The following is a 24,869-nucleotide window of genomic DNA, read 5'->3' as shown; positions in this document are numbered from 1 at the left end:
TGCGTACCAAAAACGCTACGCTGGAAGTGGCTGAAGCGCTGGAGCGCAGCGGCTATAACAGCGCAGCACTGAACGGTGACATGAACCAGGCTCTGCGTGAGCAGACACTGGAGCGCCTGAAAGATGGTCGTCTGGATATCCTGATCGCGACCGACGTTGCAGCACGTGGTCTGGACGTTGAGCGTATCAGCCTGGTTGTTAACTATGACATCCCAATGGATGCTGAGTCTTACGTTCACCGTATCGGTCGTACCGGTCGTGCGGGTCGTGCTGGCCGTGCGCTGCTGTTCGTTGAGAACCGCGAGCGTCGTCTGCTGCGTAACATCGAACGCACCATGAAGTTGACTATTCCAGAAGTTGAACTGCCAAATGCAGAACTGCTGAGCGAGCGCCGTCTGGCTAAATTCGCCGCGAAAGTACAGCAGCAGCTGGAAAGCAGCGATCTGGATATGTACCGTGCACTGCTGAGCAAAATGCAGCCGGGCGAAGATCTGGATCTCGAAACACTGGCCGCAGCACTGCTGAAAATGGCACAGGGCGAACGTCCACTGATTCTGCCACCAGAAGCACCACGCCCACCACGTCGTGAGTTCCGCGACCGCGATGATCGTCGCGATTCACGTGACTCACGTGGTCCACGCGAAAGCCGCGGTGACCGTGATGGCGCTCCACGTCGCGAACGTCGTGACGTTGGCGAAATGCAGCTGTACCGCATTGAAGTGGGCCGTGATGATGGTGTTGAAGTTCGCCATATCGTGGGCGCGATTGCTAACGAAGGCGACATCAGCAGCCGTTACATCGGTAACATCAAGCTGTTTGGTACGCACTCAACCATCGAGCTGCCTAAAGGTATGCCGGGCGAAGTTCTGCAGCACTTCACTCGCACGCGCATCCTGAACAAGCCGATGAACATGCAGTTGATGGGTGATGCTCCTGCGTTCGAGCGTAGTGAACGTCGTCCAGGCGGTCGTGATGGCGAGCGTCGTGGTAATGGCGCTCCGCGTGGCGAAGGAGCACCACGTCGCTTCTCTGAACGTCGTGAAGGTGGCCGTGAAGGCGGACGCTTCAACCGTGAAGGCGGTCGTTGCCCACGTCCAGAAGGTGCTTCTGCACCACGTCGTCGTGACGCGTAAGCGATAAAACGCTAAATAGTAAAAAGGGACGCCGCGGCGTCCCTTTTTTTTATGCTCGTAAATTAAACGTTACACGCCGCCGGCAATTAACACCCGCTCTCCACTGACGTAGGCTGACTCTTCTGATGCCAGAAACAGGGCAACCTGCGCCACATCTTCTGGCAGACCAAATCGGCCTAGTGGCGTCGCGGCGATCAGTTTCGCTTTGACATCCGGATTCATCTTCTTCGCTGCCAGTAAACCTTCGGTCAGGATGATTCCTGGTGCCAGCGCATTGACGCGAATATTACGTGGCCCCAATTCACGAGCCAGACCTTGCGTTAAGGTATCGATTGCGCCTTTGGTCGCGGCCCACAGCACTGAGCCAGGCGTGCTCTGCTTACTGTGAAGCGCACTCAGGTTAATGATCGATCCACCCCGCGCAGGGAAGTGTTTTGCCGCCTGCTGGCACACTAACACTGTACCTAACAGGTTCACATTGAGTTGCTGCTGCATTTCGCTAAGGCTGAGCTCGGCAAAGTCACCGTGATGGAAGATGCCAGCATTATTGACCACAATATCCGGTGCGCCAAACTGCTCGATGCTGCGAGCGAACAGACGCTGCACATCGGCCTCGCGTGAGATATCGGCCTGAACGGCGATGGCGTCGCTGCCCAGCTCGCAGATGTCAGTGACCACATCTGCCGCGCCCGCCTCATCCTGTCGATAGTTAACCACGACCCGAGCACCGGCCGCCGCGAAAGTCATAGCAATGGCGGCGCCAATGCCTTTCGACGCGCCCGTTACCAGCGCAATTTTGCCTTCAAGTGCTTTCATTGTGTCTCTCCACCTGAGAATTCGGGGAAGGGTAAGCATGCGCTGTCCATACAATTTTGCGGTAGCGCAATCCTGCAAGCTTTTTGCACAATCCTGCAAATGTGTTGTGCAGGGACTAGGCGTCACGCGAGCGAAAGGCGAGAATGCGGAGACAGTGATCACTCATCACGGAGTGCGCAACGCATGATTCATCAGGAACAGTGGCAGCAGTTGGTGGCGATGATTGCGCGCCATACCCCGGAAGATGGCCGTCACTTCAGCCCCATCGATTTTCTCTCATTTGGCCGAAGCTCCAAACCCACGAGCCTGTCGCATATTGCGACCTGGGCCAGCTTTGCACTGGTGGCGCAAGGGCAAAAGGCATTGCGCATGGGTGAAGACGTGATGCATTACGGGCCGGGCGATCTGCTACTGGTGACGCTGGATATGCCAGTGCAATCCTGCGTGGTACAGGCCACGGAGGAAAAACCGAATCTGGGCGTGGGGATCACCATCAACGAAACGCGCCTGATGCACTACCTCGAACATTTCCCGTTGCAGCAGATCGGCGCAGCGGTGACCAACGAACGTGGTATCACTGTGCACAAAGTGGCCCCGCCGTTAGTCGATGCGGTGATCCGCCTGATTGAGCTGTTGGATCAACCTCAGGATATTCCAGCGCTGGCACCGTTAATTGAGCAAGAGATTTTCTATCGACTCCTTACCGGGCCGGAAGGACCTCGCATCCTCAACATGGCGTTGACGGAGCGGCCGGGCAACAAAGTGGCGCGCGCGGCACGCTGGCTACGTGAAAACTTTCATCAGCCGCTCAAGATGGATCAACTGGCCAGTAGCGTGGGCATGAGTATTTCGTCGCTGCACCATCACTTCAAATCGGTCACGGCCATGACACCAATGCAGTATCAAAAGCAGTTACGTCTTAACGAAGCGCGGCGTTTGATGTTGATTGATAAGTTAGATGCGGGAACCGCAGGTTATCGCGTGGGGTATCAGAGCGCTTCGCAGTTTAGCCGTGAATACAGCCGTTTTTACGGGCAATCGCCGGCTCGTGATGTGCGTATGGTGGCTGTGGGGCCAGAAGGATTGACCCCACAGCAGTAAACGTTACAGCGAGCGTGCCGCTTCCATCGCCAGTGCGAAGGAACGCAGACGGGCCTGTGAATCGAAAATCTGGCCATTAACCATGATTTCATCGGCCTGCGTTTCGCGCATCAGCGCAGCCAGCCCCTGACGCACTTTATCGCTGTCACCGACAATCGACATGCTCAACGCCTGCTGTACACCGTACTGCTCTGATGGTGACCAGAGGTTATCCATGTTTTCGACAGGAGCTGGCAGCGGGCCCGGTTTGCCCCGGCGCAGATTAATAAACTGCTGCTGCATCGAGGTAAACAGGAAGCGCGCATCGCGCTCGCTATCCGCCGCGACCACGTTGACGCACACCATGGCATAAGGTTTCGCCAGACGCGCAGAAGGCTTGAATTTCTCACGATAGAGATGCAAAGCCTGGAACAACAGGTCCGGTGCAAAGTGGGAAGCAAAGGCGAACGGCAAGCCGAGCTGTGCAGCCAGTTGTGCGCTGTAGAGGCTGGAACCCAATAACCAGACTGGAATCTTTAAGCCTAAACCCGGTACCGGTTGTACCGGAGGATGCTCACCCTCTTCGGCATCAAACCAACGAATCAGTTCTGCTACATCTTCCGGGAAGCTGTCCGCCTGGGCGCTGGAGAGATGGCGGCGCAGTGCGAGCATGGTGCGCTGGTCAGAACCTGGCGCACGGCCCAGCCCTAAATCAATACGGCCAGGGTATAAGGATTCGAGCGTACCAAACTGTTCAGCGATCACCAGCGGTGCGTGGTTGGGCAGCATAATACCGCCAGATCCGAGGCGCAGAGTTTCGGTATTCGCGGCCAGATAGCCAATCAACACGGAGGTTGCCGCACTGGCGATACCGGTCATGTTGTGGTGCTCAGCGAGCCAGTAACGATGGAAACCAAGGGCTTCAGATTGACGCGCCAGCGCCAGCGAATTGTGGAAAGCTTCGCGCGCAGCAGAACCTTGCGGGATAGGTGCAAGATCCAGCACGGACAGGCGAACGTTTTTTTTCTCAGACATGGGCACTCCAGATAATGATGGCGCAGGTGTTATCAGACCTGCGCCAGTCAGTATTACGCATCATTACCCATATTAAAACTGCTATTAACAGCAGGAATATAGCCGGAATGTGCCTTTACCGTCCGCCTTCAAGCGCCATACCCGCTAAACGACGCCAGTAACCATTGCATTCACTGCCGCGCGCCATCATCAGCGGCGCTTCACCGGCTTCGTTCGCACGGAAGCGAGCAACCTCTGTTAGCGTGGTTTCATCCTGCGGCGAGAGGCGTACGATGTCGATCCAGTTATGCATGCCGGCCAAATCGTTACCAAGGTTATAACAGTAGCCGCTCATGGTCTGGATGCCATTCAACACAAACACCTGTTGGCCCTCCTGTGACAGCACGCGGCGACCAGTGGGATAGTGAATACAGCAAGTTTGACAGTCATCTTTGGCGCGATTTTCGGAACGGGCGGTAAAGCAGCGTGCCGACAGCGCCAGCGGCAGATGGCCATAGCCCAATACCTCCACTTCGAACTTGTCGCGCAGGCCTGCGGCATCGCACTGCTGCAACAGTTGAATCAGCCAGTCGCGCGACATCTCGACCGGTAAACACCAGCGCGTCATACCCTCTTTGAGCAGCAACTGTAGCGTTTGCGCGTTGTAGACGTTAAGCGTTGGCCCGGCGACAAACGGCAGCTTACGTTCGGCTGCCATGTTAACGGTGCCGATGTCGTTGGCTTCCAGCAAAAACTCACCGTTCTCCACATAGCGCCGCAGCTCTTTGACTTCCGAAGGCGACTGCAACAGCGCCAGCGTGCTGAGCACGACCTGTTTATCGTGTTGTGCCAGGTGGCGTGCTAATTCCATCCATTGCTGGAATGAGGTTGCACGACGTTTACTGCATACCGCTTCGCCGAGGTAGATGATGTCAGCAGAGCTGACGGCAGCCTGCTGATAAAAGCGTTCCAGCGTTTCCGTTGGCCAGTACCACAGCACCGGCCCGATGGCATATTTCATAGCATCTCCTCACTGCCAGCTGCGGTGATAGGCACCGAGCGTGGTCTGGCTACCTTCAGAAAGTTCGCCCAACGCGCGCATCCAGGGTTCCTGCACCGCGAATTGCTCGGGCGAGGCCATGCAGCGATCAATCGCCTGGCGCCACACTTTTGCTACTTGCGCCACATAAGCCGGACTGCGCTGGCGGCCTTCAATTTTTACCGAAGCGATATTGGCGCGAAGCAACTCCGGCAACAGCGATAAGGTATTCAGGCTGGTGGGTTCTTCCAGCACGTGATAGCGCTGGTCATCCACTTGATAGCGCCCTTTACACAGCGTGGGATAACCGGCGCTCTCATCGGCGCTGTAACGATCAATCAGCACTTCATTCAGGCGTGATTCCATCCCCAGCGGCGTTTGCTGCCAGCGCACGAATTTTGCCGGCGAGCAGGCACCCGCACTGTTGGGTGATTCCCCCGTCAGCCAGGAGGAGAGATAGCAACGGCCTTCCGCCATAATGCACAGGCTGCCAAAGGCAAAGACTTCCAGCGGCACCGGTGTTTCACGCGCCAGCTGTTTAACCTGATGCATCGACAGTACGCGCGGCAACACCACGCGGCTGAGATCGAAATGGCGATGGTAAAAGTGGATGGCCTGCAAATTTGTCGCCGAAGCTTGCACGGAAAGATGGCGTTCCACCTGCGGATAACGCTGCGCGGCATACTCCAGCGTAGCGATATCGGCGAGAATCAAGGCATCTGCGCCGTTCTGCGCCGCCACATCAATGGCCGTTTGCCAGCGATTCATCCCATCAGGATGGGCAAAGGTATTGATGGCCACGTGCAGCTTGCGGCGATGCTGGTGCAGGAAGCGCGCCGCTTCTGCCAGCTTCTTGTCAGTAAAATTAAGGCCAGCAAAGTGGCGGGCATTGGTGTCATCTTTCAAACCGACATACACTGCATCGGCGCCATGCTCCACCGCCGATTTCAGCGCAGGTAAATTCCCCGCTGGACACAGCAGTTCCATACATTTCCTCCCCCGAATTCCGAAGCGTTAAAGTGTAGGGAAGGCGACAGGCGTGAATGTTGATTTAAGGCAGTGAAAGCGTCAGTCAGCATGCAGAGTGAAGATTATTTAATCAATTCTTCCGCAATTTCCTTGATCTCAGTGGAGGCGAGGGCGTCTGGATGTGGCAATATAGGTAAAATTTTCTGAAGGGATTGTTGATGATGTTTTCGCGCTTACGCGGCCTGATGGTGAAAAAAGGCCCAGAATTCCTTGCCTTACCTATTTCATTCACCCCATTCCCTGTAAAAAAAGTGGTTTTGCAACAACTCTTAAACTGGCAATTTCGTCATGCTTTGTCTGAAGGTGAGTTAGACTTTCTGGAAGGGCGCTTTCTTGGGATTGAGATTGCAGATGTGAATCTGCGCTGGATCACCACCTTGCAGAATGGACGCCTGACCGTTTCACGCGACGCCGAGGCAGATGTCTGGTTCCGCGGTGAAGCCAACGACTTGTTGCTGGTGGCAGCACGCAAAGCAGACCCCGATATGTTGTTCTTCCAACGCCGTCTGGTGATTGAGGGCGACACGGAGCTGGGTTTGGAGGTGAAGAATTTGATGGATGCCATTGAACTGGAGGCCATGCCCACGTCTTTGCGCACGGGGTTGCAGCAGCTGGCTGCCTTTGTTGAGGCAGGAATGAAACAGGACGCGGAGGCCGCTGAGGCGCGCGCGGGGATCTCATGTTGATTCGTACTGAAATTGGTGTGGATGCGGCGGGCATCGACAGCTTATTGAAGCGTAGTTTTGCGACCTCCGCCGAGGCTGAACTGGTGCAGCAGCTGCGTGAAGATGGTTTATTAACGCTAGGTGTAGTGGCCACGGATGATGAAGGGCAGGTATTAGGTTATGCCGCCTTTAGCCCGGTGACCTTACAAGGTGAAGACCGCAATTGGGTGGCGCTGGCGCCTCTGGCGGTGGATGAATCCGTGCGCAAGCAGGGCATTGCCAAACAGCTGGTGTATGAAGGGCTCGATTCCCTGAACGAGTTCAGCTACAGCGCGGTGGTGGTCTTGGGCGATCCCGAATTCTACAACCCGTTGGGCTTCGAACCGGCGGCACGTCACGGCTTGCACTGTCGCTGGCTGGGCAGTGAAGCGGCATTTCAGGTGTATAAATTAGCGGATGATGCATTTACGGGCGCAGAAGGATTAATCGCTTTCTCCGAACCTTTTAATCGTTTCGATTAAACCACGCATTCAGGCATGAAGGCTGCTGCGATACCAGCAGCAGCTTTTGCGTGCGACTGAGCTGCTTCACCTGATATTCCAGGCGCGAAGCGGCTGCGCGATCGCCGGCATCACAGTTAAACACCAGCGTCAGCGGACCCTTGCCACGCAATGCGCGCGCACCTTTCCCGGATTGATGCTGCTGCAGGCGGCGATGAACATCTGTGGTAATGCCTGTATAAAGCATCCCGGCGGCGGTTTGCAGCATATAGAGCTGCCAGCCCTGTTGCATATGACTTTTCCTGTTCAATGGCTGTTGGGCAGTGTAGCGCGCTTAGGCTAGCCTCGCTATCTGCCACATGGAGTTGCATTGTGTCTGACCATTCTCATCTTATTCGTTTTCTTAAAAAACAGCGTGCCCTGTCATTGTGCGCCAGTCATGGCGACGATCTGTGGTGTGCCAACTGCTTTTACGTGCTGGATGAAACACGAATGGCGTTTTGGTTGATGACCGAACCCGATACGCGACACGGCACCCTTATGCAAGCTAATCCGCGCGTGGCGGGGACGGTTAACGGCCAGCCGAAAACCGTGTTGCTAATCAAAGGCGTGCAGTACAGTGGCCGTATTCAGCAGCTTACTGGAGAGCGTGAAGCGCAGGCGCGGCATGCCTACCAGAAACGTTATCCGATTGCCCGCAAGGTTCAGGCACCCTTGTGGGAGATTATGTTGGATGAGCTGAAGATGACTGACAACGCGCTGGGCTTCGGCAAAAAAATCCTTTGGCAGCGCGATAAAACCGGCGAAAGTTAATTTTCCGCGCCCGATCAAACTTACGCTAACTTTGCGTAGCAGATTCCAATAACCTGAATAACACTATGGATTAACCGCCTCACTTCCCAGTGCGGCATTCGTTATTCTGTAGAATACGGAATCTGCTATGACCCAACTTGCATCTTCTGCACCAGCGGCGCGCTTCGCATGGTGGAAACCCTTGCTGTTCCTCGCCGTCGTCGTCATTGGCCTGTGGTACGTCAAATGGCAGCCCTATTACGGCAAAGCCTTCACAGCGGCTGAAACCCATTCAATCGGCATATCCATTTTGGCGAATGCCGCGGATTCACCGTGGCGCGCGGCGCTGGATTACGCGATGGTTTACTTCCTCGCCGTCTGGAAAGCCGCAGTGCTGGGTGTGATTTTGGGATCGCTGGTACAGGTGCTGATCCCACGCAACTGGCTGCTGCGCCTGATGGGCAACTCGCGGTTTGGATCGACGCTGATCGGCACCGGTTTAGGCTTGCCGGGGATGATGTGCACCTGTTGTGCCGCGCCGGTGGCGGCGGGTTTGCGTCAGTCGCAGGTATCCAGCGGGGCGGCGATGGCCTTTTGGCTGGCCAATCCGCTATTAAATCCCGCCACGCTAATCTTTATGGGATTTGTGCTGGGTTGGCACTTCGCGGCGATTCGGCTGGTGGCGGGCGTGATCATGGTGCCAGGCATTGCATCGCTGGTGCAGCGTAGCGTGCCAGAACAAACCATTGCCGCGCCCATGGTGATGGCTGCCGACAGCGAGCAGCCGTTTCTGACTCGCTGGCTGCGCGTGATGTGGCGGCTGTTCTGGAACACCATCCCGCTGTATATCGTAGGCGTTCTTGTGTTGGGTGCTGCGGGAGGCTGGACGTTCCCGCAGGGCGGTGGCGCCGTGGGGAACAGGCTGGTTTGGGTGATGCTGATGGCGATAGCGGGCTGGTTGGTTGGCATTCCCACCGCTGCAGAAATTCCCATTGTACAGACCATGATGCTGGCGGGCATGGGGATCGCGCCTGCGCTGGCGCTGCTGGTAACCTTACCCGCCGTGAGTGTGCCATCGCTACTGATGCTGCACCGTGCCTTCCCGGCGCGCGCGCTGTGGATCGCGCTGATTGGCGTGGCGCTGAGCGGTATGATCCTCGGTACGATCGCCCTGTGGCTGACGTAAATACCAGATCTTCTGATTGCGGCTGCCGCGCCATAGCAGCCGCGCATCTTTCTCCGCTTCCACAAACCGCCCGTCGATCAGCACATCAATTTCATCCACCACTTCACGCTGTGCCGCGCTCAGTTCCGCCATCTCATAGCCGGTCCACAGCCAGATATCTTTGTCCGGGCATTCACGCCGCACGCGTTTCACCAGACGACGGATGTGCGGCACATTGTGCGGATGCAGGGGATCGCCGCCGCTGAGCGACAACCCCTGACGCGGAATGCGCTGATCCTTGAGATCGGCAATCAACTGCTCTTCCATCTCCAGCGTGAAGGGATCACCGGAATCGAGGCGCCAGGTACTTTGGTTGTAGCAGCCGCGACACTGATGCTCGCACCCGGCGACAAACAGCGTGCAGCGCGTGCCCGGCCCATTGACGATATCGACGGCGTAATAGCGATGAATACGCATCATCCTAACTGTCCGGCATCCAGATGTTTAACGCGGCGCTGTACCTCTTCCTGCTTACCGGCGTTAAAGGGGCGCGCGTCGGGGCTGCCCAGATAGCCACAAACACGGCGCGTGACGGAAACCCGTGCCGGATTGTGGTTACCACAGCACGGACAGGTAAAGCCTTTGCTGGTGCAACTGAATTCACCCGTAAAGCCGCATTCGTAGCACTCATCGATTGGCGTATTGGTGCCGTAATAGGGCACGCGGTGATAGCTGTAATCCCACACATCCTCCAGCGCCTTGAGGTTGTGTTGAATATTGGGGTATTCGCCGTAACAGATGAAGCCGCCATTGGCGATGGCCGGGTAGGGCGCTTCAAAGTCGATCTTGTCGTAGGGATTCACTTTCTTTTCGACGTCGAGATGGAAGCTGTTGGTGTAGTAGCCTTTGTCGGTCACGCCCGGCACCACACCAAATTCGGCGGCATCGAGCCGGCAGAAGCGATCGCAGAGATTCTCGCTTGGCGTGCTGTACAGGCTAAAACCGTAGCCGGTCTCGTCTTTCCACGCATCCACAGCAGCACGCAGTCGCTGCACAATCGCCACACCTTTTTCCCGCAGGTGCTGCGCATCATACGGATGGACTTCATTGCCGCTCAGCGCGTTCAGCGTTTCATGCAGGCCGATGTAGCCGAGCGAGATCGAAGCACGGCCGTTGCGGAAAATCGCGCCGACTTCGTCATCAGCGTTCAAACGTACGCCACACGCGCCCTCCATGTAGAGAATCGGCGCTACGCGTGCTTTGGTTTTCTCCAGCCGGGCGATGCGCGTCATCAATGCCCGTTTAGCCAGTTCAAGCCGTTCATCCAGCAGCAGCCAGAAATGAGCTTCATTGCCTTTGGCTTCCAGTGCAATGCGCGGCAGGTTCAGGCTTATGACCCCAATATTGTTGCGCCCTTCGTGAATCTGCTTACCGTTTTCCTCATACACGCCGAGGAAGCTGCGGCAGCCCATCGGGGTTTTGAACGAACCGGTGACTTCCACCACCTTGTCGTAATTGAGAATGTCGGGATACATGCGCTTGCTGGCACACTCCAGCGCCAGCTGTTTGATGTCGTAGTTAAAATCACCGGGACGACGATTCACCCCTTCGCGGATGGCAAATACCAGTTTCGGGAACACCGCAGTTTTATGGTTTTTCCCCAACCCTGCGATGCGATTACGCAGAATCGACTGTTGAATCAGGCGTGCGGCCCAATCGGTGCCAAGACCAAAGCCAAAGGTGACAAACGGCGTCTGCCCGTTGGCAGTGTGCAGCGTGTTGACCTCATATTCGAGAGACTGGAATGCGTCATAACACTCTTTCTCGGTGCGCACGCGCGCATAGGCTTCCGCATCCGGGATCTGCCACTGCTGTGCCACGGCGCGATGTTTCTCCAGACTAAGCGTCACAAACGGCGCCAGCACTTCATCGATGCGGTTGATGGTGGTACCACCGTAAATATGGCTGGCGACCTGCGCAATAATTTGTGCTGTCACCGCCGTCGCGGTGGCAATGGATTTTGGCGGCTCGATTTCGGCGTTGCCCATCTTGAAGCCGTTGTTCAACATGCCCTGAAGATCGATCAACATGCAGTTAAACATCGGGAAAAATGGCGAATAGTCGAGATCGTGATAGTGGATCTCACCGCGCTCATGCGCCAGAACCACATCACGCGGCAGCAGCTGCTGCTGGGCATAATGTTTGGCAACGATGCCTGCCAGCAAATCGCGCTGGGTGGGGATCACTTTGCTGTCTTTGTTGGCGTTTTCGTTGAGCAGCGCGGCATTGGTTTGTTCAACCAGGCCGCGAATGGCGTGATGCAGTTTGCCACGCTGTTCACGGGCTAAATCACGGTCATGGCGATATTCGATATACGCGCGCGCTAGCTGCGGCCAGCGTCCGGCCATCAGCGTCTCTTCCACTGCGCACTGAATGTCACGGATATCGACCTCAATGCGATCGGACAATCGCTGGCTCACTTGCTCTGCGACTTGTGTGCACCAACTCGCATCATCAATCTGAGCAGCTTGCGCCGCCGCCTGAACCGCTAGCGCAATACGCTGCGCTTCAAACGGCACTTTACAGCCGTCTCGCTTAATCACCACCGCCGCCATTTTCTCTCCGTGAAACTATATGTAGATATTTGTGCAGAGTGTAATCGCAATATGTGGTGTTTTGGCTGAAATTAATTGCGTTGTTTTTGACCTGCCGCAAAGAAGACATAACGAAGATTGAAAGCCGCACAATGGTAAAGCGGACTAAACTTCAAAAGTTTTAAGCAGACCAAACTTCGAACTTTTACAACTTGATTTGCGATGCGAAGCAGGTTTAATGATTTTTTTTTTTTGCCTATTTTTGGCCCGTCATTTAATTAGAAGGATGCCTTACATGCCTCTGCAACGAACGCTGCTCGCCTGTTGTTTATCCCTGACTTTTTCCGCTGTTGCCGCCCCCGCCTCCGATCTGCCTTTAATGCCCTGGCCGCAAAAAGTGGTGCAGCCTGCCAGCGGCGGCGCATTGACGCTGACACCGCAATTCACGCTGCATATTACGGGCGATCATCTGGAGGGGGCTGAAGTGCGCTGGCGTGCGCGCATTTCACGTCAAACCGGTTGGCCGCTGCTGCCCGCCAGTGCGCCGAGCGATCAGGCCACCATTCAGGTACAAATTGCCCAGGCAGTGGATCCCTTGCCACAACCGGACAGCGATGAGAGCTATCGTCTTGAGGTCAACAGCGGCGGCGTGACGCTAAAAGCCAACACGCGTTTCGGTGCGATGCGCGGCATGGAGACACTGCTGCAGTTGATTCAGAATAATGAGACGGGAACGCAGATCCCCTACGTCATCATTGACGATAAACCACGCTTCCCGTGGCGCGGGGTGCTGATCGATTCGGCACGCCACTTCCTGCCGATTGAAACGGTGAAGCGGCAGATTGACGGTATCGCCGCAGCGCGAATGAACGTATTCCACTGGCATCTGACCGATGATCAGGGCTGGAGATTTGCCTCCAGCCACTATCCGCAGTTGCAGGAGAAGGCCAGCGACGGCCTTTACTACACGCAGCAACAGATGCGTGATGTGGTGCGTTATGCCACCCAGCGCGGCGTGCGCGTGGTGCCGGAAATTGATGTGCCGGGGCACGCCTCGGCGATCGCGGTGGCGATGCCAGAACTGCTCAGCGCGCCGGGCCCGTACCAGATGGAACGCGGCTGGGGCGTGTTTAAACCGCTGCTCGATCCCAGCAACGAAGCGGTCTTCACCTTCATCGATACGCTAATGGGCGAGGTTACGGCGATCTTCCCCGATCCTTATATCCATATCGGCGGCGATGAAGTGGATCCGACCCAATGGAACGACTCGCTGAAGATTCAGCAGTTTATGCGCGACCATGGCCTGAAGGACACGCACGCATTACAGGCGTGGTTCAATCAGCGAGTGGAGAAGATACTGGAAGCGCATCAGCGCCGGATGATTGGCTGGGATGAGGTTTACCATCCGGACCTGCCGAACAGCATTTTGATCCAGTCCTGGCAGGGGCAGGATGCGTTAGGTGAGGTGGCGAAGCACGATTTCCGTGGCATTCTCTCAACCGGTTTCTATCTCGATCAACCGCAAACCGCAGCCTACCACTACCGCAACGAGCCCTGGCCGCAGGGACTCCAGGGTCAGGATCAGATTCAAGCCGACGAGCAAGCGCAGAGCTGGCAGTTCACCATGCCGCGTTTGAAGGGCAGCCCGGTCAAAGGCAGTTTCACTCTGGTGGAAGCTAAAAACGGCTGGCGTGGCTATATTGATTTCAGCGGCAAAGCGCGGCGTATGGTGAGTGATATTCGCTGGCTGTCGCCCACGCAGCTGACCTTTAGCGTGGATACCTGGATGGGGCCGTTTCAGCCAATGGTCACTCTGACGCAGGACAAACTGACCGGTTATATGCTGGTGGGCAATGTGCGCTATCCCGCTGAGGGCAGCAAGCTGGCACAGGTGCCGACCGGTATTCAGCCTTCAGTGCCAACGCCTGAGCAAATGCAAAACAACCTGATTGGCGGTGAAGCAGCGCTGTGGGCGGAAAACGTCAACAGCCGGGTAATTGATACGCGTTTATGGCCGCGTGCCTTTGTGGTGGCTGAGCGTCTGTGGTCGGCGAAGGATGTCACCGACAGCGACAACATGTACCAACGCTTAAACGCGGTGGATCGCTGGGGCACGGTGTCGGTGGGATTACAGCAGCATCAGCAGGCGGAGGTGCAGATGATGCGACTGGCCAACACCAGCGATATCACGCCGCTGCGCGTGCTGGCGGAGGTGCTGGAACCGGCGCAGTATTACACGCGTCAGCACCTGAAATTCCAGGCAGGGCACTATGACTATTTCGAGCCGCTCAATCGTCTGGCGGATGTACTGCCTGCCGAAAGCGAACCGGTGCGGTTACTGGATAAACAAGTCGATGCACTGATCGCCAACCGCGAGGATCGCATGGCGGCCAACGTTATTCGTCAGCAGTTACAGCGCTGGCAGAACAACAGTGACGCGGTGATGCCGCTGATTCTGAGCAGCTATCAGCTCAAGCCGCTGCAGCAGCAGGTTCAGCAGGTGGCGCAACTGAGCCGCATGGGCATCGATTTGGTCAATGCGATGCAGCGTAATCAGGCGTACGGTGCCAGCGAAGTGGCCGAGATGCATGCCAAACTGGATGCCGCTGCCGAGGTGCAGGATGAAACCGTGCTGGCGCTGGTCAGGCCGCTAGAGAAGCTGCTGAGGTCGTCTAAATAAACGGATGCGCGATCAATTACGCCGCTACGAGGGGATGGCACACCATGGAATTACGTCGCTACGGGGGTGAAGAGCACGCCATGCATTGATGTCGCTAAGGTGATGTTCTAACACACTCATCGCGCCGCCACAGTTGAGTACAAATTTGTAGCGGCGCAATTTATTGCGCATTGCCTTTACTTAACGACGTACGGCAATGGCCTCAATCTCGATCTTCACATCTTTCGGCAGACGCGCCACTTCCACACAAGAACGTGCTGGGAAGCTGGCATCGTGCTCGGTAAAGAAGGCTTCGTAAGTGGCGTTAACGGTGGTGAAGTCATTGAGATCTTTCACGAACACGGTGGTTTTCACAATGTCGCCCACTTTCAGGCCAGCGGCTTCCACGATCGCCTTCACGTTCTCCAGTGACTGACGCGCCTGCGCAGACACATCATCTGCCACGGCACCGGTCGCCGGATCAACAGGGATCTGGCCTGAAGTGATGATCATGCTGCCGAGATCCACGCCCTGCACATAAGGGCCAATTGCTGCGGGTGCTTTTTCTGTGCTGATTTCGCGAGACATTGTTTCTCCTTAAAAGTGCGCAGCCGACCTTTGTCAGCCGCGTATTGGTTCGCCCCATTATAGGGACGATAAGCACGATTACCAGTGACCGAGCACCACGTGGCGCGCGAACTCTTTCTCGCAATATTTGCACTTCAGGTGCACATCATCGTCACGCTGTTTCACCGCGAAGCTGCTGAATACTGGCTCACTGCGGCTAATGCAGTTGCTGTTCGGGCAGGTCAGCACGCGTTCGACACGGTCCGGTAAGGTCGGAGCGATTTTCGCTACTACTTCGTATTCATCAATGCGGTTAACCGTGGCGTGAGGCGCATACACCGCCAGCTGGTTAATCTGATCATCGGTCAGGAAGGTATTCTCGATCTTAATCAAATCCTTGCGCCCCATCTCACCTGAAGGCAGATTCAGTCCAATGGTGATGCGCTGGTCGGTCTCGGTCAGGCGAAACAGCGACAGTAATTTAAAACCGACCTGCGCAGGAATATGGTCGATTACCGTGCCACGCTTGATGGCTTCAACCTGCAATTTATTATCGTGAGTCATCGGTTTCTCCTTACAGGGCCAGTTCGCTATTCAGTACCAGTGCCAGCAGAGCCTGGCGGGCGAAGATGCCGTTGCCCGCCTGCTGGAAATACCAGGCGTGCGGCGTGCTATCGACGTCAGTGGTGATCTCATCAATACGCGGCAACGGATGCAGCACTTTCATGTTGTCGCGTGCGCCGGCTAAATCGGCCGCGCGCAGGATGAACTGTGCTTTGACGTTGGCGTACTCAGACGGATCGAGACGCTCTTTCTGCACACGGGTCATATACAGGATGTCGAGTTCCGGCATCACTTCTTCGATGGTGTCGTGGCGCGTCCAGACAATGCTCTGCTCATCCAGCATATCGGTGATGTAGGCCGGCATCGCCAGCGCATCCGGCGCGATAAAGTAGAAACGGTTGCCGGTGAATTTCGCCAGCGCCTGGGTCAGCGAGTGCACGGTGCGGCCATATTTCAGGTCACCGACCATCGCCACATTCAGGTTGTCGAGGCGGCTCTGGGTTTCACGGATGGTGAACAGATCCAGCAGGGTTTGCGTCGGATGCTGGTTGGCACCGTCACCGGCATTGAGAATTGGAATGCCGCTGGAGAATTCAGTCGCCAGGCGCGCGGCGCCTTCCTGCGGATGACGCATCACAATCGCATCGACATAAGTGCTGATCACCGAAATGGTGTCGGCCAGCGTTTCGCCTTTCTTACCGAGCGAAGTATTGCTGCCGTCGGCGAAGCCCACCACTGAAGCACCCAAACGATGCATAGCGGTTTCAAACGACAGGCGGGTGCGCGTCGAGGCTTCAAAGAAGCAGCTGGCGATCACGTTGTGCTTCAGCAGTTCCGGCTGGGGATGAGCCTTGAGCTGGGCAGCGGTGTGTAACACCAGCTCCAGCTCTTCGCGGTTGAGATCGTTAATGGAAATAATGTGCTTGCGATATAGCGGGTTGGCCATAGCGTTCTCCTCTGCGCTGCCGGATTGCGGACAAAAAAAAGCCCCTGCTTAAGGGGCTTTTTTTACGATCAATGGTTGACGGAAAGAAACAGCGGCATCGCCTGTGGTCAGGCGGGGTAGAGCGGCAAATTGTACGCTGCGCTGTTGCATGTTTCCTCCGGCAAATTGTGGCGCATTATACGCATTCACTGATTTGCATCAAGCAGAAATCGCCGCAAGGTAAACGTTTGCTTTATGGGTTACCCAGCGTGGCGACCATCACCGCTTTGATGGTATGCATGCGGTTTTCGGCCTGATCGAACACGATGCTGTGCGCCGATTCAAACACCTCGTTACTCACTTCCATGCCGTCTTTGAGACCATACTGTTCAGCCATCTGACGGCCCAGCGTGGTTTGATCATCATGGAAGGCGGGCAGGCAATGCAGGAATTTCACCTGTGGATTGCCGGTCAGCGCCAGCATCGCGCTGTTTACCTGATACGGACGCAGCAGGGCGATACGCTCTTCCCATACCGATTTCGCTTCACCCATTGACACCCACACATCAGTGTAGATGAAATCCGCACCTTGTACGCCCTCGGCAATCTCTTCGGTCAGGGTGATTTTGCCACCGGTTTTCTGTGCTGCAACGCGACACTGTTCAACCAACTGCTCTTCCGGCCAGCAACCCTTCGGTGCCACCAGGCGCAGGTCCAGCCCTACCAGAGCTGCCGCTTCCAACATGCTGTTGCCCATGTTGTTACGTGCGTCACCCACATACACCAACGTCATGTCGCTCAATGGTTTACCTGGCAGATGTTCTTGCATGGTGAGCAAATCTGCCAGCAACTGCGTCGGGTGGAATTCCGTGGTCAATCCGTTCCACACCGGCACACCGGCAAATTCCGCCAGCGTTTCCACCAATTCCTGGCCGAAGCCACGATACTGAATGCCATCATACATGCGGCCTAATACGCGCGCGGTGTCTTTCATTGACTCTTTATGGCCGATCTGGCTGCCGCTTGGGCCAAGGTAAGTGACGTTAGCGCCCTGATCGTATGCGGCAACTTCGAAAGAGCATCGGGTACGGGTCGAGTCTTTTTCGAAGATGAGCGCGATATTCTTGCCTTTCAGGTACTGCGTTTCTTGGGCATTTTTCTTAGCGTGTTTTAATTCACCTGCCAGACTTAGCAGGTCGGCGATTTCAGCGGGGGTGAAATCCAGCAATCTCAGGAAGTGTCTCGAATACAGCTGACTCATACAGCGCTCCAGATGGGGACTAATAATGAATTAAAATTCAATCTAACCGTATGAATATGCATTTTCAACCCCGGCGTTAAGAAACTTTCCGTTTTGTGTAGTGGCGCGCGAGGCAGTGTGGGAAAATAATTGCATTCACGTCGAACATTTTGAGGACACGCACATGGCATATGAAGCATTGCTGGAAGAACAGCGCGAAGAAACCCGCCTGATCATTGAAGAGTTGCTGGAAGACGGCAGCGATCCGGATGCGCTTTACACTATCGAGCATCACCTCTCTTGCAACAACTTCGACTCACTGGAGAAAGTCGCGGTTGAGGCTTTCAAACTGGGCTTTGAGGTGAGCGAGCCAGAAGAGCTGGAGCTGGAAGAGGGTGGCACGGTGATGTGTGTGGATATCCTGAGCGAAGGCGCATTGAAGCCAGAGCTGATTGATGCACAAGTTGAGCAACTGGTGAATCTGGCCGGTAAGTTCAATGTCGATTACGACGGCTGGGGCACTTACTTCGAAGACCCGGACGCGGAAGATGAAGACGACGATGGTGATTTCATCGACGACGAAGAAGACGACGGTGTGCGTCACTAAGTCTTAAACGGGCGGCGCTCGCCGCCCAGAACCACTTCCCCGCCAGATAAAGAACACCGATGAATTACGCTCCCCTGTTAGAACCCATTTATGAATTCCTGCACTGCCGCACGCCACAAGCGTGGATTGACGAAGCGCGCAAGCCGGAAAACCTGACGCTGCTGCTGACCGATCACATGGTGTGCGAGTTAAAAGCGGCACAAACCGCGGTGTTTATCATTCGTAAGTATGTAGCCGATAAACCCAGTGGCGATGCCATTCTGGCGTGGCTCAAGCCGTACGAAGATTTCATCTACCGCGAAGAGCCAGACAGCAACTTCATTAACGCGCATAAAAATCTGACCAAGAGCATCATTGTGCGTAACGAACTGCCGTGGGCGGATGATTTGGTCGAGATGATGATTCTGCTGATCAAAGAAGAGCTGCATCATTTTTATCAGGTGTGGGAAATCATGCAGTCGCGTGGTTTGCCGTATCGCAAAATCACTGCCAGCCGCTATGCCAAAGGGCTGATTCGTGAAATCCGTACGTTTGAACCTGAAGCGCTGGTGGATAAGCTGATTTGCGGAGCCTATATCGAAGCGCGATCCTGTGAGCGTTTTGCCAGCCTGGCGCCGTATCTGGATGAACAACTGCAGAAGTTCTATATTTCGCTGCTGCGTTCTGAAGCGCGTCACTATCAGGATTATTTGAAGCTGGCGGAACAGATTTCAGCGAAGGATATTACGCCGCGCGTGCAGGCGTTTGGTGCAGCAGAAGCGAAATTAATCAGCGAGCCGGATGGTGAGTTGCGTTTCCATAGCGGTGTGCCCGCTTACTAAGTTGGGTGCGCAAATCTGCGCACCGCTTTTACATCACAGCACTTTCAACATTCGCACTTCGCAATCACCGTGCCCGGTACAGCCCATCGCGTTATCAATCAGCTCAAATCCCAGTGATTCATACAGCTTAATCGCGCGGGTTAGCGTGCCGGTGGTTTCCAGATAGCAGCGACAGAAACCCTGCTGACGCGCATACTCCATCGCCCGCAACGCCAGCGCACGCGCCAGCCCTAAACCGCGCACTTGGGGCAGGAAGTACATCTTCTGCAATTCGCAGATGTCCGGTGCGCTACACGCCAAAGGTGCCACGCCGCCGCCGCCCACAACACGTCCCTCATGCTCGACGATCCAGTAAGCGCTGTTCGCTTCGCTGTACAACTCGAACAGGCGATCCAGATTCGGATCGGACACGGTGTAACCTTTGTCGGCGGTCAGGCCAAACTCTGCGGAGACATCACGGATCACTTGCGCAATCAGCGGATTATCGGCCGCAACAATCGGGCGCACCTGTAAATTCAGTGGCGTAGCGGTGGTCATCATTTTCTTCCGGTGTAAAAAAGCCGGGCAGTGCCCGGCTATGATTTAGCAATTGGACTGATGCGCTTACAATGCCGCAATCACGCCCTGCTGTTCAATCAGTTTTGCTTTTGATTGTTCCAGCTCAACGATGCGCTCGCGCTCTTTCGCCACCACCGCTTCCGGTGCACGTGCAACAAAGCCTTCGTTCGCCAGTTTGACCTGGATCTTCTCAATCTCGACATCCAGCTTGGTCAACTCTTTCGCCAGACGCTCCAGCTCGGCTTCTTTGTTGACCAGATCCGCCATTGGGATCAGCAACTCAGCGCCTTCGACGATCTTGGTGACCGAGACCGGACCTTTCTCGCCCGCAGGCAGAATGGTCAGGCTTTCCAGACGCGCAAGACGTGACAGGAAGCTACGGTTCTCATCGACACGACGCTGCGCGGTTGGCGAGCAGTCACGCAGCAGCACATCCAGCGGTTTACCCGGTGCGATGTTCATTTCAGCACGGATGTTACGCACTGCCACGATCGCCTGCTTGATCCACTCGATATCCGCTTTGGCTTCCGCATCTTCTTTTGCCGCGTCAAACTGCGGGAACGGCTGCAGCATGATGGTGTCGTGATCGATGTTCTTCAGACCTTTGACACGCTGCCAGATGGTTTCGGTGATGTAAGGAATGATTGGGTGCGCCAGACGCAGCACCGCTTCCAGCACGGTAACCAGCGTATTACGCGTGCCGCGCAACTCCGCTTCGCTGCCGTTGCTCATCACAGGCTTAGTCAGCTCCAGATACCAGTCACAGAACTGGTTCCAGGTGAAGTCGTACAGGATGTTGGCAGCGATATCAAAGCGATAGCTGTCCAGCGCTTCACGATAGGCTTTCACGGTGCTGTTGAATTCGGTCAGAATCCAGCGATCGGCCAGTGACAGCTTCAGTTCGCCGCCGTTCTGCCCGCAATCATGCTCTTCGGTGTTCATCAGCACGAAGCGGCTGGCGTTCCACAGCTTGTTACAGAAGTTGCGATAACCTTCAAGACGCTTCATGTCCCAGTTGATGTCACGACCGGTTGAGGCCAGTGCCGCCAGGGTGAAGCGCAGGGCATCGGTGCCGGAAGCCACAATGCCGTCCGGGAACTGCTTCTCGGTACGCTTGCGGATCTTCTCAGCCAGCTGCGGCTGCATCATGTTACCGGTGCGTTTTTCCAGCAGGTCTTCCAGCGAAATGCCGTCGATCATATCCAGTGGATCGATGACGTTGCCTTTCGACTTGGACATCTTCTGGCCTTCTTCATCACGAATCAAACCGGTCATATACACGGTTTTGAACGGCACCTGTGGCTTGCCGTCTTCATCTTTGATGAAGTGCATGGTCAGCATGATCATGCGCGCAATCCAGAAGAAAATGATGTCGAAGCCACTCACCAGCACGCTGGTTGGGTGGAAGGTACGCAGTGCTTCGGTATTCTCTGGCCAGCCAAGGGTCGAGAAGGTCCACAGACCTGATGAGAACCAGGTATCCAGCACGTCGTCGTCCTGGCGCAGTACCACAACGTCAGCCAGGTTATTTTCCTGACGCACTTCGGCTTCAGTACGGCCAACATAGACGTTGCCGTCGTTGTCATACCAGGCCGGGATGCGATGTCCCCACCACAGCTGACGCGAGATGCACCAATCCTGAATGTCACGCATCCATGAGAAGTACATGTTTTCATACTGTTTTGGCACAAACTGGATGTCGCCGTTTTCGACCGCTTCTACCGCAACTTTCGCCAGTGGAGCCGTGCGCACATACCATTGGTCGGTCAGCATTGGCTCGATCACCACGCCGCCACGGTCGCCGTAAGGCACGGTCAGATCGTGTGGTTTGATTTCATCCAGCAGGCCGAGTTCATCAACCGCAGCCACCATGGCTTTACGCGCCGCGAAACGCTCCATTTTCTGGAACTGCGCTGGGATCTCATCGGCGCATTCGTCGCTGACTTCACCGTTGGTGTCGAACACTTCCGCACGCTCGCGGATATCGCCATCAAAGGTCAGGATGTTGATCATTGGCAGCTTGTGACGACGACCGACTTCATAGTCGTTGAAGTCATGCGCTGGGGTGATCTTCACGCAGCCGGTGCCTTTTTCCATGTCCGCGTGCTCATCGCCGACGATCGGAATGCGACGGTTCACCAGCGGCAGGATCAGTTCTTTACCGATCAGATCTTTATAGCGCGGATCTTCCGGGTTCACCGCCACGCCGGTATCGCCCAGCAGGGTTTCCGGACGAGTGGTGGCGACCACCAGATAATCTTTGCCTTCTGCGGTTTTCACGCCATCCGCCAGCGGGTAGCGGATATGCCACATTGAGCCTTTGCTCTCGCGGTTTTCCACTTCCAGGTCGGAGATCGCGGTACGCAGTTTTGGATCCCAGTTCACCAGGCGTTTGCCACGGTAAATCAGATTCTCTTTATACAGGCGCACGAAGACTTCACGCACCGCATTCGACAGGCCTTCATCCATGGTGAAGCGTTCGCGCTCCCAATCCACGGAGTTGCCAAGACGACGCATCTGACGGGTAATAGTGCCGCCAGACTCTGCTTTCCACTGCCAGATTTTGTCGATGAAAGCATCACGGCCGTAATCCTGGCGAGTTTTGCCCTCTTCAGCGGCGATCTTGCGCTCAACCACCATCTGCGTCGCGATACCGGCATGGTCAGTACCTGCCTGCCACAGGGTGTTTTTACCCTGCATACGCTGGTAACGAATCATGGTATCCATGATGGTCTGCTGGAAAGCGTGACCCATATGCAAGCTGCCGGTGACGTTCGGCGGCGGGATCATGATGCAAAAGCTTTCCTGGCTGGTGTCGCCATTCGGTTTAAAGTAGCCCTGCTGTTCCCAGTGCTCGTAGAGCGGCTGCTCGATATCTTGCGGGTTATATGTCTTTTCCATTTCTACACTGTCGTTTGCGGCGGAGGTGGCGTCGCCGTATTCAATTGGAAACCAACGCTGCGATAGGCTTTATAGCGGTCGCGCGCCAGTTGTTTTAGGGATTCTTCGTAAGGTACGAAGTCTATCACTTCATGGAAACCAGTAGCAAAATCTGCGAACTGTGGCAGCAGGCTAATCAGCAGGTCACGCGGGGAACTGCCGCGACGCTGTGGCCAGGCTAATTCCACCGGTGCGCCGTATCGCGGGCCTTCACCGGCCAGATTGTGCGGCACAAAGGCGTTGGCGGGACGCTGCCAGAGCGCTTCATCCAGACGATTAGCTTGGTCTTCATTCTCGCAGGCAATCAGAATGCGTTTGCCGTCACGCCAGCGTGTTTCGGCCAGATCGCACACCAGTGCTTCGATGGCGCTCAGGCCGTCGCTGGCGCTTTCCGACTCCATCACATAGAAAGTGGCGTTTTTCATGGCAAGCTTATTTCCATTAATGACAGTGGGGCGCATTTTGCGCCCCATGAGTTCATACGTCTATACACTTCATACTTCGAGCTGCAGATGCGTTGGCTGCTCTCGTTCACCCGAATCACTTACTTGAGTAAGCTCATCGGGACTCTCTCGTTTGCCGCCTTCCTGCACCTCGAATTATTTGTGTGTATTTTTTGCTCGGCTTTAATCGTCGCCGTTCAATCCTGCGCGGTTCAACAGGAACTGCGACAGCAGCGGAACCGGGCGGCCGGTGGCGCCTTTGGCCTTGCCAGAACGCCATGCGGTACCTGCGATGTCCAGGTGCGCCCAGTTAAACTTACGCGCAAAACGCGCCAGGAAACAGGCTGCAGTGATGGCACCGCCGGGACGGCCGCCAATGTTTGCCATATCAGCAAAATTGGATTCCAGCTGCTCCTGATACTCATCTGCCATCGGCAGACGCCACGCGCGGTCACCTGCTTGTTCTGAGGCGCTGATCAGCTCGTGCGCCAGCGGATTATGGTTCGACATCAAACCGCTGACGTGATGGCCCAGTGCAATCACGCAGGCACCGGTCAGGGTCGCGACGTCAATCACCACTTCAGGCTCGAAGCGCTCCACGTAAGTCAGCGCGTCGCACAGCACCAGACGGCCTTCCGCATCGGTATTCAGCACTTCAACAGTCTGGCCTGACATGGTGGTCAGCACATCGCCTGGACGCATCGAACGACCATCCGGCATGTTCTCACAACCCACCAGTACGCCGACGACGTTCAGCGGCAGATTGAGTTCCGCCACCATACGCATCACGCCGTACACGGACGCCGCGCCGCACATGTCGTACTTCATTTCATCCATCGAATCGGCAGGTTTGATCGAGATACCACCGGAATCGAAGGTCAGGCCTTTACCCACCAGCACAATTGGACGCGCTTCAGGATCGGTGCTGCCTTTGTACTCAATTACCGACATCAGCGATTCGTTGTGTGAGCCCGCCCCGACCGCCAGATACGCGTTCATGCCCAGCTCTTTCATCTGCTGTTCGCCGATGACACGCGTGGTGACATTTTTGCTGTAAGCATCCGCCAACTGACGCGCCTGCGACGCCAAATACGCGGCGTTACAAATATTTGGCGGCATATTGCTGAGGTCTTTGGCGGCTCTGACGCCCGCTGCCACCGCCAAACCATGCTGAATCGCACGTTCACCGCTGGTGAGTTCACGACGGGTTGGCACGTTGAACACCAGCTTGCGCAGTGGACGGCGCGGTTCAACTTTATTGCTTTTCAGCTGATCGAAGTTGTAGAGCGCTTCTTTTGAGGTTTCAACCGCCTGGCGGACTTTCCAGTAGGTGTTGCGCCCTTTAACATGCAGTTCGGTCAGGAAGCACACCGCTTCCATCGAACCGGTGTCGTTCAACGTATTGATAGTCTTCTGAATCACCTGTTTGTACTGGCGCTCATCCAGCTCGCGCTCTTTACCGCAGCCGATCAACAGGATACGTTCAGACAGGATGTTAGGCACATGGTGCAGCAGCAATGTCTGACCGACTTTGCCTTCCAGTTCACCGCGACGCAGCAGGGCGCTGATGTAGCCGTCGCTGATTTTATCCAGCTGTTCAGCAATGGGTGACAAACGGCGCGGTTCGAAAACGCCTACAACAATGCAGGCGCTACGCTGTTTTTCCGGGCTACCGCTTTTTACACTGAACTCCATGCACTCTCCTGAATCTTAAAGAC

General features: G+C 55.7%; 23 protein-coding genes and 1 pseudogene. 9 read left to right on the top strand and 15 right to left on the bottom strand.

The features are described 5' to 3' along the window. A partial coding sequence (locus RT340_RS11685; protein WP_313376110.1) for a helicase-related protein occupies positions 1–1,133 on the top strand: 1,133 nt, incomplete at its 5' end. A gap of 69 nt (positions 1,134–1,202) precedes the next feature. Here the strand turns inward: RT340_RS11685 and RT340_RS11680 are convergent. Beyond that, positions 1,203–1,949, bottom strand: a complete 747-nt coding sequence (locus RT340_RS11680) for an SDR family NAD(P)-dependent oxidoreductase (RefSeq protein ID WP_058959444.1) — start codon at positions 1,947–1,949, stop codon at positions 1,203–1,205. Between the two features lie 183 nt (positions 1,950–2,132). Between RT340_RS11680 and RT340_RS11675 the strand changes: the two genes are divergently transcribed. Continuing rightward, positions 2,133–3,050 carry an AraC family transcriptional regulator gene (locus RT340_RS11675; protein WP_097118211.1) on the top strand — a complete coding sequence of 306 codons (918 nt, stop codon included), beginning with the start codon at positions 2,133–2,135 and terminating at the stop codon, positions 3,048–3,050. A gap of 3 nt (positions 3,051–3,053) precedes the next feature. Here RT340_RS11675 and RT340_RS11670 read toward each other — a convergent pair whose 3' ends face one another. The 3 genes from RT340_RS11670 to RT340_RS11660 all read right to left on the bottom strand — a co-directional run bounded on the left by RT340_RS11670 (position 3,054) and on the right by RT340_RS11660 (position 6,069). Next, entirely contained in the window at positions 3,054–4,064 is a 1,011-nt protein-coding gene (locus RT340_RS11670; protein ID WP_211729327.1) for a luciferase-like monooxygenase, read from the bottom strand. A 115-nt stretch (positions 4,065–4,179) separates the two neighbouring features. Then, a complete protein-coding gene (locus tag RT340_RS11665) occupies positions 4,180–5,064 on the bottom strand; it encodes a U32 family peptidase (RefSeq protein ID WP_211729328.1) in 885 nt (294 codons plus the stop codon). A gap of 9 nt (positions 5,065–5,073) precedes the next feature. Then, positions 5,074–6,069, bottom strand: coding sequence for a peptidase U32 family protein (locus RT340_RS11660; protein ID WP_058959441.1), 996 nt, complete (start codon positions 6,067–6,069; stop codon positions 5,074–5,076). Positions 6,070–6,272: 203 nt separating this feature from the next. Here RT340_RS11660 and RT340_RS11655 point away from each other — a divergent pair, with 203 nt between their 5' ends. Next, positions 6,273–6,797 (top strand): SCP2 domain-containing protein, encoded by a 525-nt coding sequence (locus RT340_RS11655; protein ID WP_058959461.1) that lies wholly within the window; start codon positions 6,273–6,275, stop codon positions 6,795–6,797. Further along, positions 6,791–7,297, top strand: coding sequence for a GNAT family N-acetyltransferase (locus tag RT340_RS11650; protein ID WP_034826492.1), 507 nt, complete (start codon positions 6,791–6,793; stop codon positions 7,295–7,297). Before RT340_RS11655 ends, RT340_RS11650 begins: the two co-directional genes overlap by 7 nt. On the opposite strand, the gene RT340_RS11645 is transcribed toward RT340_RS11650, so the two are convergent. Continuing rightward, positions 7,281–7,568, bottom strand: coding sequence for a GIY-YIG nuclease family protein (locus tag RT340_RS11645; protein WP_034826490.1), 288 nt, complete (start codon positions 7,566–7,568; stop codon positions 7,281–7,283). The two genes, RT340_RS11650 and RT340_RS11645, sit on opposite strands and share 17 nt — an antisense overlap. Positions 7,569–7,648: 80 nt before the next feature. Here RT340_RS11645 and RT340_RS11640 point away from each other — a divergent pair, with 80 nt between their 5' ends. Beyond that, positions 7,649–8,089 (top strand): YhbP family protein, encoded by a 441-nt coding sequence (locus RT340_RS11640; protein ID WP_058959439.1) that lies wholly within the window; start codon positions 7,649–7,651, stop codon positions 8,087–8,089. A gap of 127 nt (positions 8,090–8,216) precedes the next feature. Continuing rightward, positions 8,217–9,254: a permease gene (locus RT340_RS11635; RefSeq protein ID WP_313376104.1), complete on the top strand. Its 1,038-nt coding sequence runs from the start codon at positions 8,217–8,219 to the stop codon at positions 9,252–9,254. Here RT340_RS11635 and nrdG read toward each other — a convergent pair. Together nrdG and nrdD are read right to left on the bottom strand one after the other, a co-directional pair. Then, positions 9,249–9,713: pseudogene (gene nrdG, locus RT340_RS11630) on the bottom strand (anaerobic ribonucleoside-triphosphate reductase-activating protein); the annotation flags it as partial. The gene RT340_RS11635 and the pseudogene nrdG sit on opposite strands and share 6 nt — an antisense overlap. Beyond that, the gene (gene nrdD, locus RT340_RS11625; RefSeq protein WP_211729330.1) at positions 9,710–11,848 is read right to left on the bottom strand and encodes an anaerobic ribonucleoside-triphosphate reductase; all 2,139 of its coding nucleotides are present in this window, start codon (positions 11,846–11,848) and stop codon (positions 9,710–9,712) included. The pseudogene nrdG and the gene nrdD, both read right to left, overlap by 4 nt. 274 nt (positions 11,849–12,122) lie before the next feature. Here nrdD and RT340_RS11620 point away from each other — a divergent pair, with 274 nt between their 5' ends. Next, the gene (locus RT340_RS11620) at positions 12,123–14,507 is read left to right on the top strand and encodes a family 20 glycosylhydrolase (protein ID WP_313376102.1); all 2,385 of its coding nucleotides are present in this window, start codon (positions 12,123–12,125) and stop codon (positions 14,505–14,507) included. Positions 14,508–14,687: 180 nt separating this feature from the next. Here the strand turns inward: RT340_RS11620 and ridA are convergent, their stop codons facing one another. The 4 genes from ridA to argF form a co-directional block, all read right to left on the bottom strand. Next, a complete protein-coding gene (gene ridA / locus RT340_RS11615) occupies positions 14,688–15,074 on the bottom strand; it encodes a 2-iminobutanoate/2-iminopropanoate deaminase (RefSeq protein WP_211729331.1) in 387 nt (128 codons plus the stop codon). Between the two features lie 78 nt (positions 15,075–15,152). After that, a complete protein-coding gene (gene pyrI / locus RT340_RS11610) occupies positions 15,153–15,617 on the bottom strand; it encodes an aspartate carbamoyltransferase regulatory subunit (protein WP_034826475.1) in 465 nt (154 codons plus the stop codon). Between the two features lie 10 nt (positions 15,618–15,627). Continuing rightward, the gene (gene pyrB / locus RT340_RS11605) at positions 15,628–16,563 is read right to left on the bottom strand and encodes an aspartate carbamoyltransferase (RefSeq protein ID WP_313376098.1); all 936 of its coding nucleotides are present in this window, start codon (positions 16,561–16,563) and stop codon (positions 15,628–15,630) included. Positions 16,564–16,795: 232 nt separating this feature from the next. After that, positions 16,796–17,803 (bottom strand): ornithine carbamoyltransferase, encoded by a 1,008-nt coding sequence (gene argF / locus RT340_RS11600; protein ID WP_211729332.1) that lies wholly within the window; start codon positions 17,801–17,803, stop codon positions 16,796–16,798. 163 nt (positions 17,804–17,966) lie between these two features. On the opposite strand from argF, the gene rraB reads away from it, so the two are divergent. Further along, a complete protein-coding gene (gene rraB, locus RT340_RS11595) occupies positions 17,967–18,389 on the top strand; it encodes a ribonuclease E inhibitor RraB (protein WP_034826466.1) in 423 nt (140 codons plus the stop codon). Between the two features lie 59 nt (positions 18,390–18,448). Continuing rightward, a complete protein-coding gene (gene miaE / locus RT340_RS11590) occupies positions 18,449–19,210 on the top strand; it encodes a tRNA isopentenyl-2-thiomethyl-A-37 hydroxylase MiaE (RefSeq protein WP_211729333.1) in 762 nt (253 codons plus the stop codon). 33 nt (positions 19,211–19,243) lie between these two features. Here the strand turns inward: miaE and RT340_RS11585 are convergent, their stop codons facing one another. The 4 genes from RT340_RS11585 to pepA all read right to left on the bottom strand — a co-directional run bounded on the left by RT340_RS11585 (position 19,244) and on the right by pepA (position 24,846). After that, a complete protein-coding gene (locus RT340_RS11585) occupies positions 19,244–19,750 on the bottom strand; it encodes a GNAT family N-acetyltransferase (RefSeq protein ID WP_409566146.1) in 507 nt (168 codons plus the stop codon). Between the two features lie 63 nt (positions 19,751–19,813). Next, positions 19,814–22,669, bottom strand: coding sequence for a valine--tRNA ligase (locus RT340_RS11580; RefSeq protein ID WP_166935957.1), 2,856 nt, complete (start codon positions 22,667–22,669; stop codon positions 19,814–19,816). A 2-nt stretch (positions 22,670–22,671) separates the two neighbouring features. Further along, a complete protein-coding gene (locus tag RT340_RS11575) occupies positions 22,672–23,133 on the bottom strand; it encodes a DNA polymerase III subunit chi (protein ID WP_097118221.1) in 462 nt (153 codons plus the stop codon). A 201-nt stretch (positions 23,134–23,334) separates the two neighbouring features. Continuing rightward, on the bottom strand, positions 23,335–24,846 hold the full coding sequence (gene pepA / locus RT340_RS11570) for a leucyl aminopeptidase (RefSeq protein ID WP_034826455.1): 1,512 nt from the start codon (positions 24,844–24,846) through the stop codon (positions 23,335–23,337). Positions 24,847–24,869: the final 23 nt, after the last annotated feature.

The sequence above is a fragment of the Pantoea sp. CTOTU50773 genome (assembly GCF_032082325.1).
Lineage (GTDB): Bacteria > Pseudomonadota > Gammaproteobacteria > Enterobacterales > Enterobacteriaceae > Pantoea > Pantoea communis.
Note: the sequence above shows the minus strand (reverse complement) of the source record. Positions and strands in the feature narration are given on the sequence as shown.

Bases quoted from the DNA above. Each gene is read 5' to 3' on its own strand.
- RT340_RS11680 (WP_058959444.1), bottom strand. From the start codon at position 1,949: ATGAAAGCACTTGAAGGCAAAATTGCGCTGGTAACGGGCGCGTCGAAA.
- RT340_RS11675 (WP_097118211.1), top strand. From the start codon at position 2,133: ATGATTCATCAGGAACAGTGGCAGCAGTTGGTGGCGATGATTGCGCGC.
- RT340_RS11670 (WP_211729327.1), bottom strand. From the start codon at position 4,064: ATGTCTGAGAAAAAAAACGTTCGCCTGTCCGTGCTGGATCTTGCACCT.
- RT340_RS11665 (WP_211729328.1), bottom strand. From the start codon at position 5,064: ATGAAATATGCCATCGGGCCGGTGCTGTGGTACTGGCCAACGGAAACG.
- RT340_RS11660 (WP_058959441.1), bottom strand. From the start codon at position 6,069: ATGGAACTGCTGTGTCCAGCGGGGAATTTACCTGCGCTGAAATCGGCG.
- RT340_RS11655 (WP_058959461.1), top strand. From the start codon at position 6,273: ATGTTTTCGCGCTTACGCGGCCTGATGGTGAAAAAAGGCCCAGAATTC.
- RT340_RS11650 (WP_034826492.1), top strand. From the start codon at position 6,791: ATGTTGATTCGTACTGAAATTGGTGTGGATGCGGCGGGCATCGACAGC.
- RT340_RS11645 (WP_034826490.1), bottom strand. From the start codon at position 7,568: ATGCAACAGGGCTGGCAGCTCTATATGCTGCAAACCGCCGCCGGGATG.
- RT340_RS11635 (WP_313376104.1), top strand. From the start codon at position 8,217: ATGACCCAACTTGCATCTTCTGCACCAGCGGCGCGCTTCGCATGGTGG.
- nrdD (WP_211729330.1), bottom strand. From the start codon at position 11,848: ATGGCGGCGGTGGTGATTAAGCGAGACGGCTGTAAAGTGCCGTTTGAA.
- RT340_RS11620 (WP_313376102.1), top strand. From the start codon at position 12,123: ATGCCTCTGCAACGAACGCTGCTCGCCTGTTGTTTATCCCTGACTTTT.
- ridA (WP_211729331.1), bottom strand. From the start codon at position 15,074: ATGTCTCGCGAAATCAGCACAGAAAAAGCACCCGCAGCAATTGGCCCT.
- pyrI (WP_034826475.1), bottom strand. From the start codon at position 15,617: ATGACTCACGATAATAAATTGCAGGTTGAAGCCATCAAGCGTGGCACG.
- pyrB (WP_313376098.1), bottom strand. From the start codon at position 16,563: ATGGCCAACCCGCTATATCGCAAGCACATTATTTCCATTAACGATCTC.
- argF (WP_211729332.1), bottom strand. From the start codon at position 17,803: ATGAGTCAGCTGTATTCGAGACACTTCCTGAGATTGCTGGATTTCACC.
- rraB (WP_034826466.1), top strand. From the start codon at position 17,967: ATGGCATATGAAGCATTGCTGGAAGAACAGCGCGAAGAAACCCGCCTG.
- miaE (WP_211729333.1), top strand. From the start codon at position 18,449: ATGAATTACGCTCCCCTGTTAGAACCCATTTATGAATTCCTGCACTGC.
- RT340_RS11585 (WP_409566146.1), bottom strand. From the start codon at position 19,750: ATGATGACCACCGCTACGCCACTGAATTTACAGGTGCGCCCGATTGTT.
- RT340_RS11580 (WP_166935957.1), bottom strand. From the start codon at position 22,669: ATGGAAAAGACATATAACCCGCAAGATATCGAGCAGCCGCTCTACGAG.
- RT340_RS11575 (WP_097118221.1), bottom strand. From the start codon at position 23,133: ATGAAAAACGCCACTTTCTATGTGATGGAGTCGGAAAGCGCCAGCGAC.
- pepA (WP_034826455.1), bottom strand. From the start codon at position 24,846: ATGGAGTTCAGTGTAAAAAGCGGTAGCCCGGAAAAACAGCGTAGCGCC.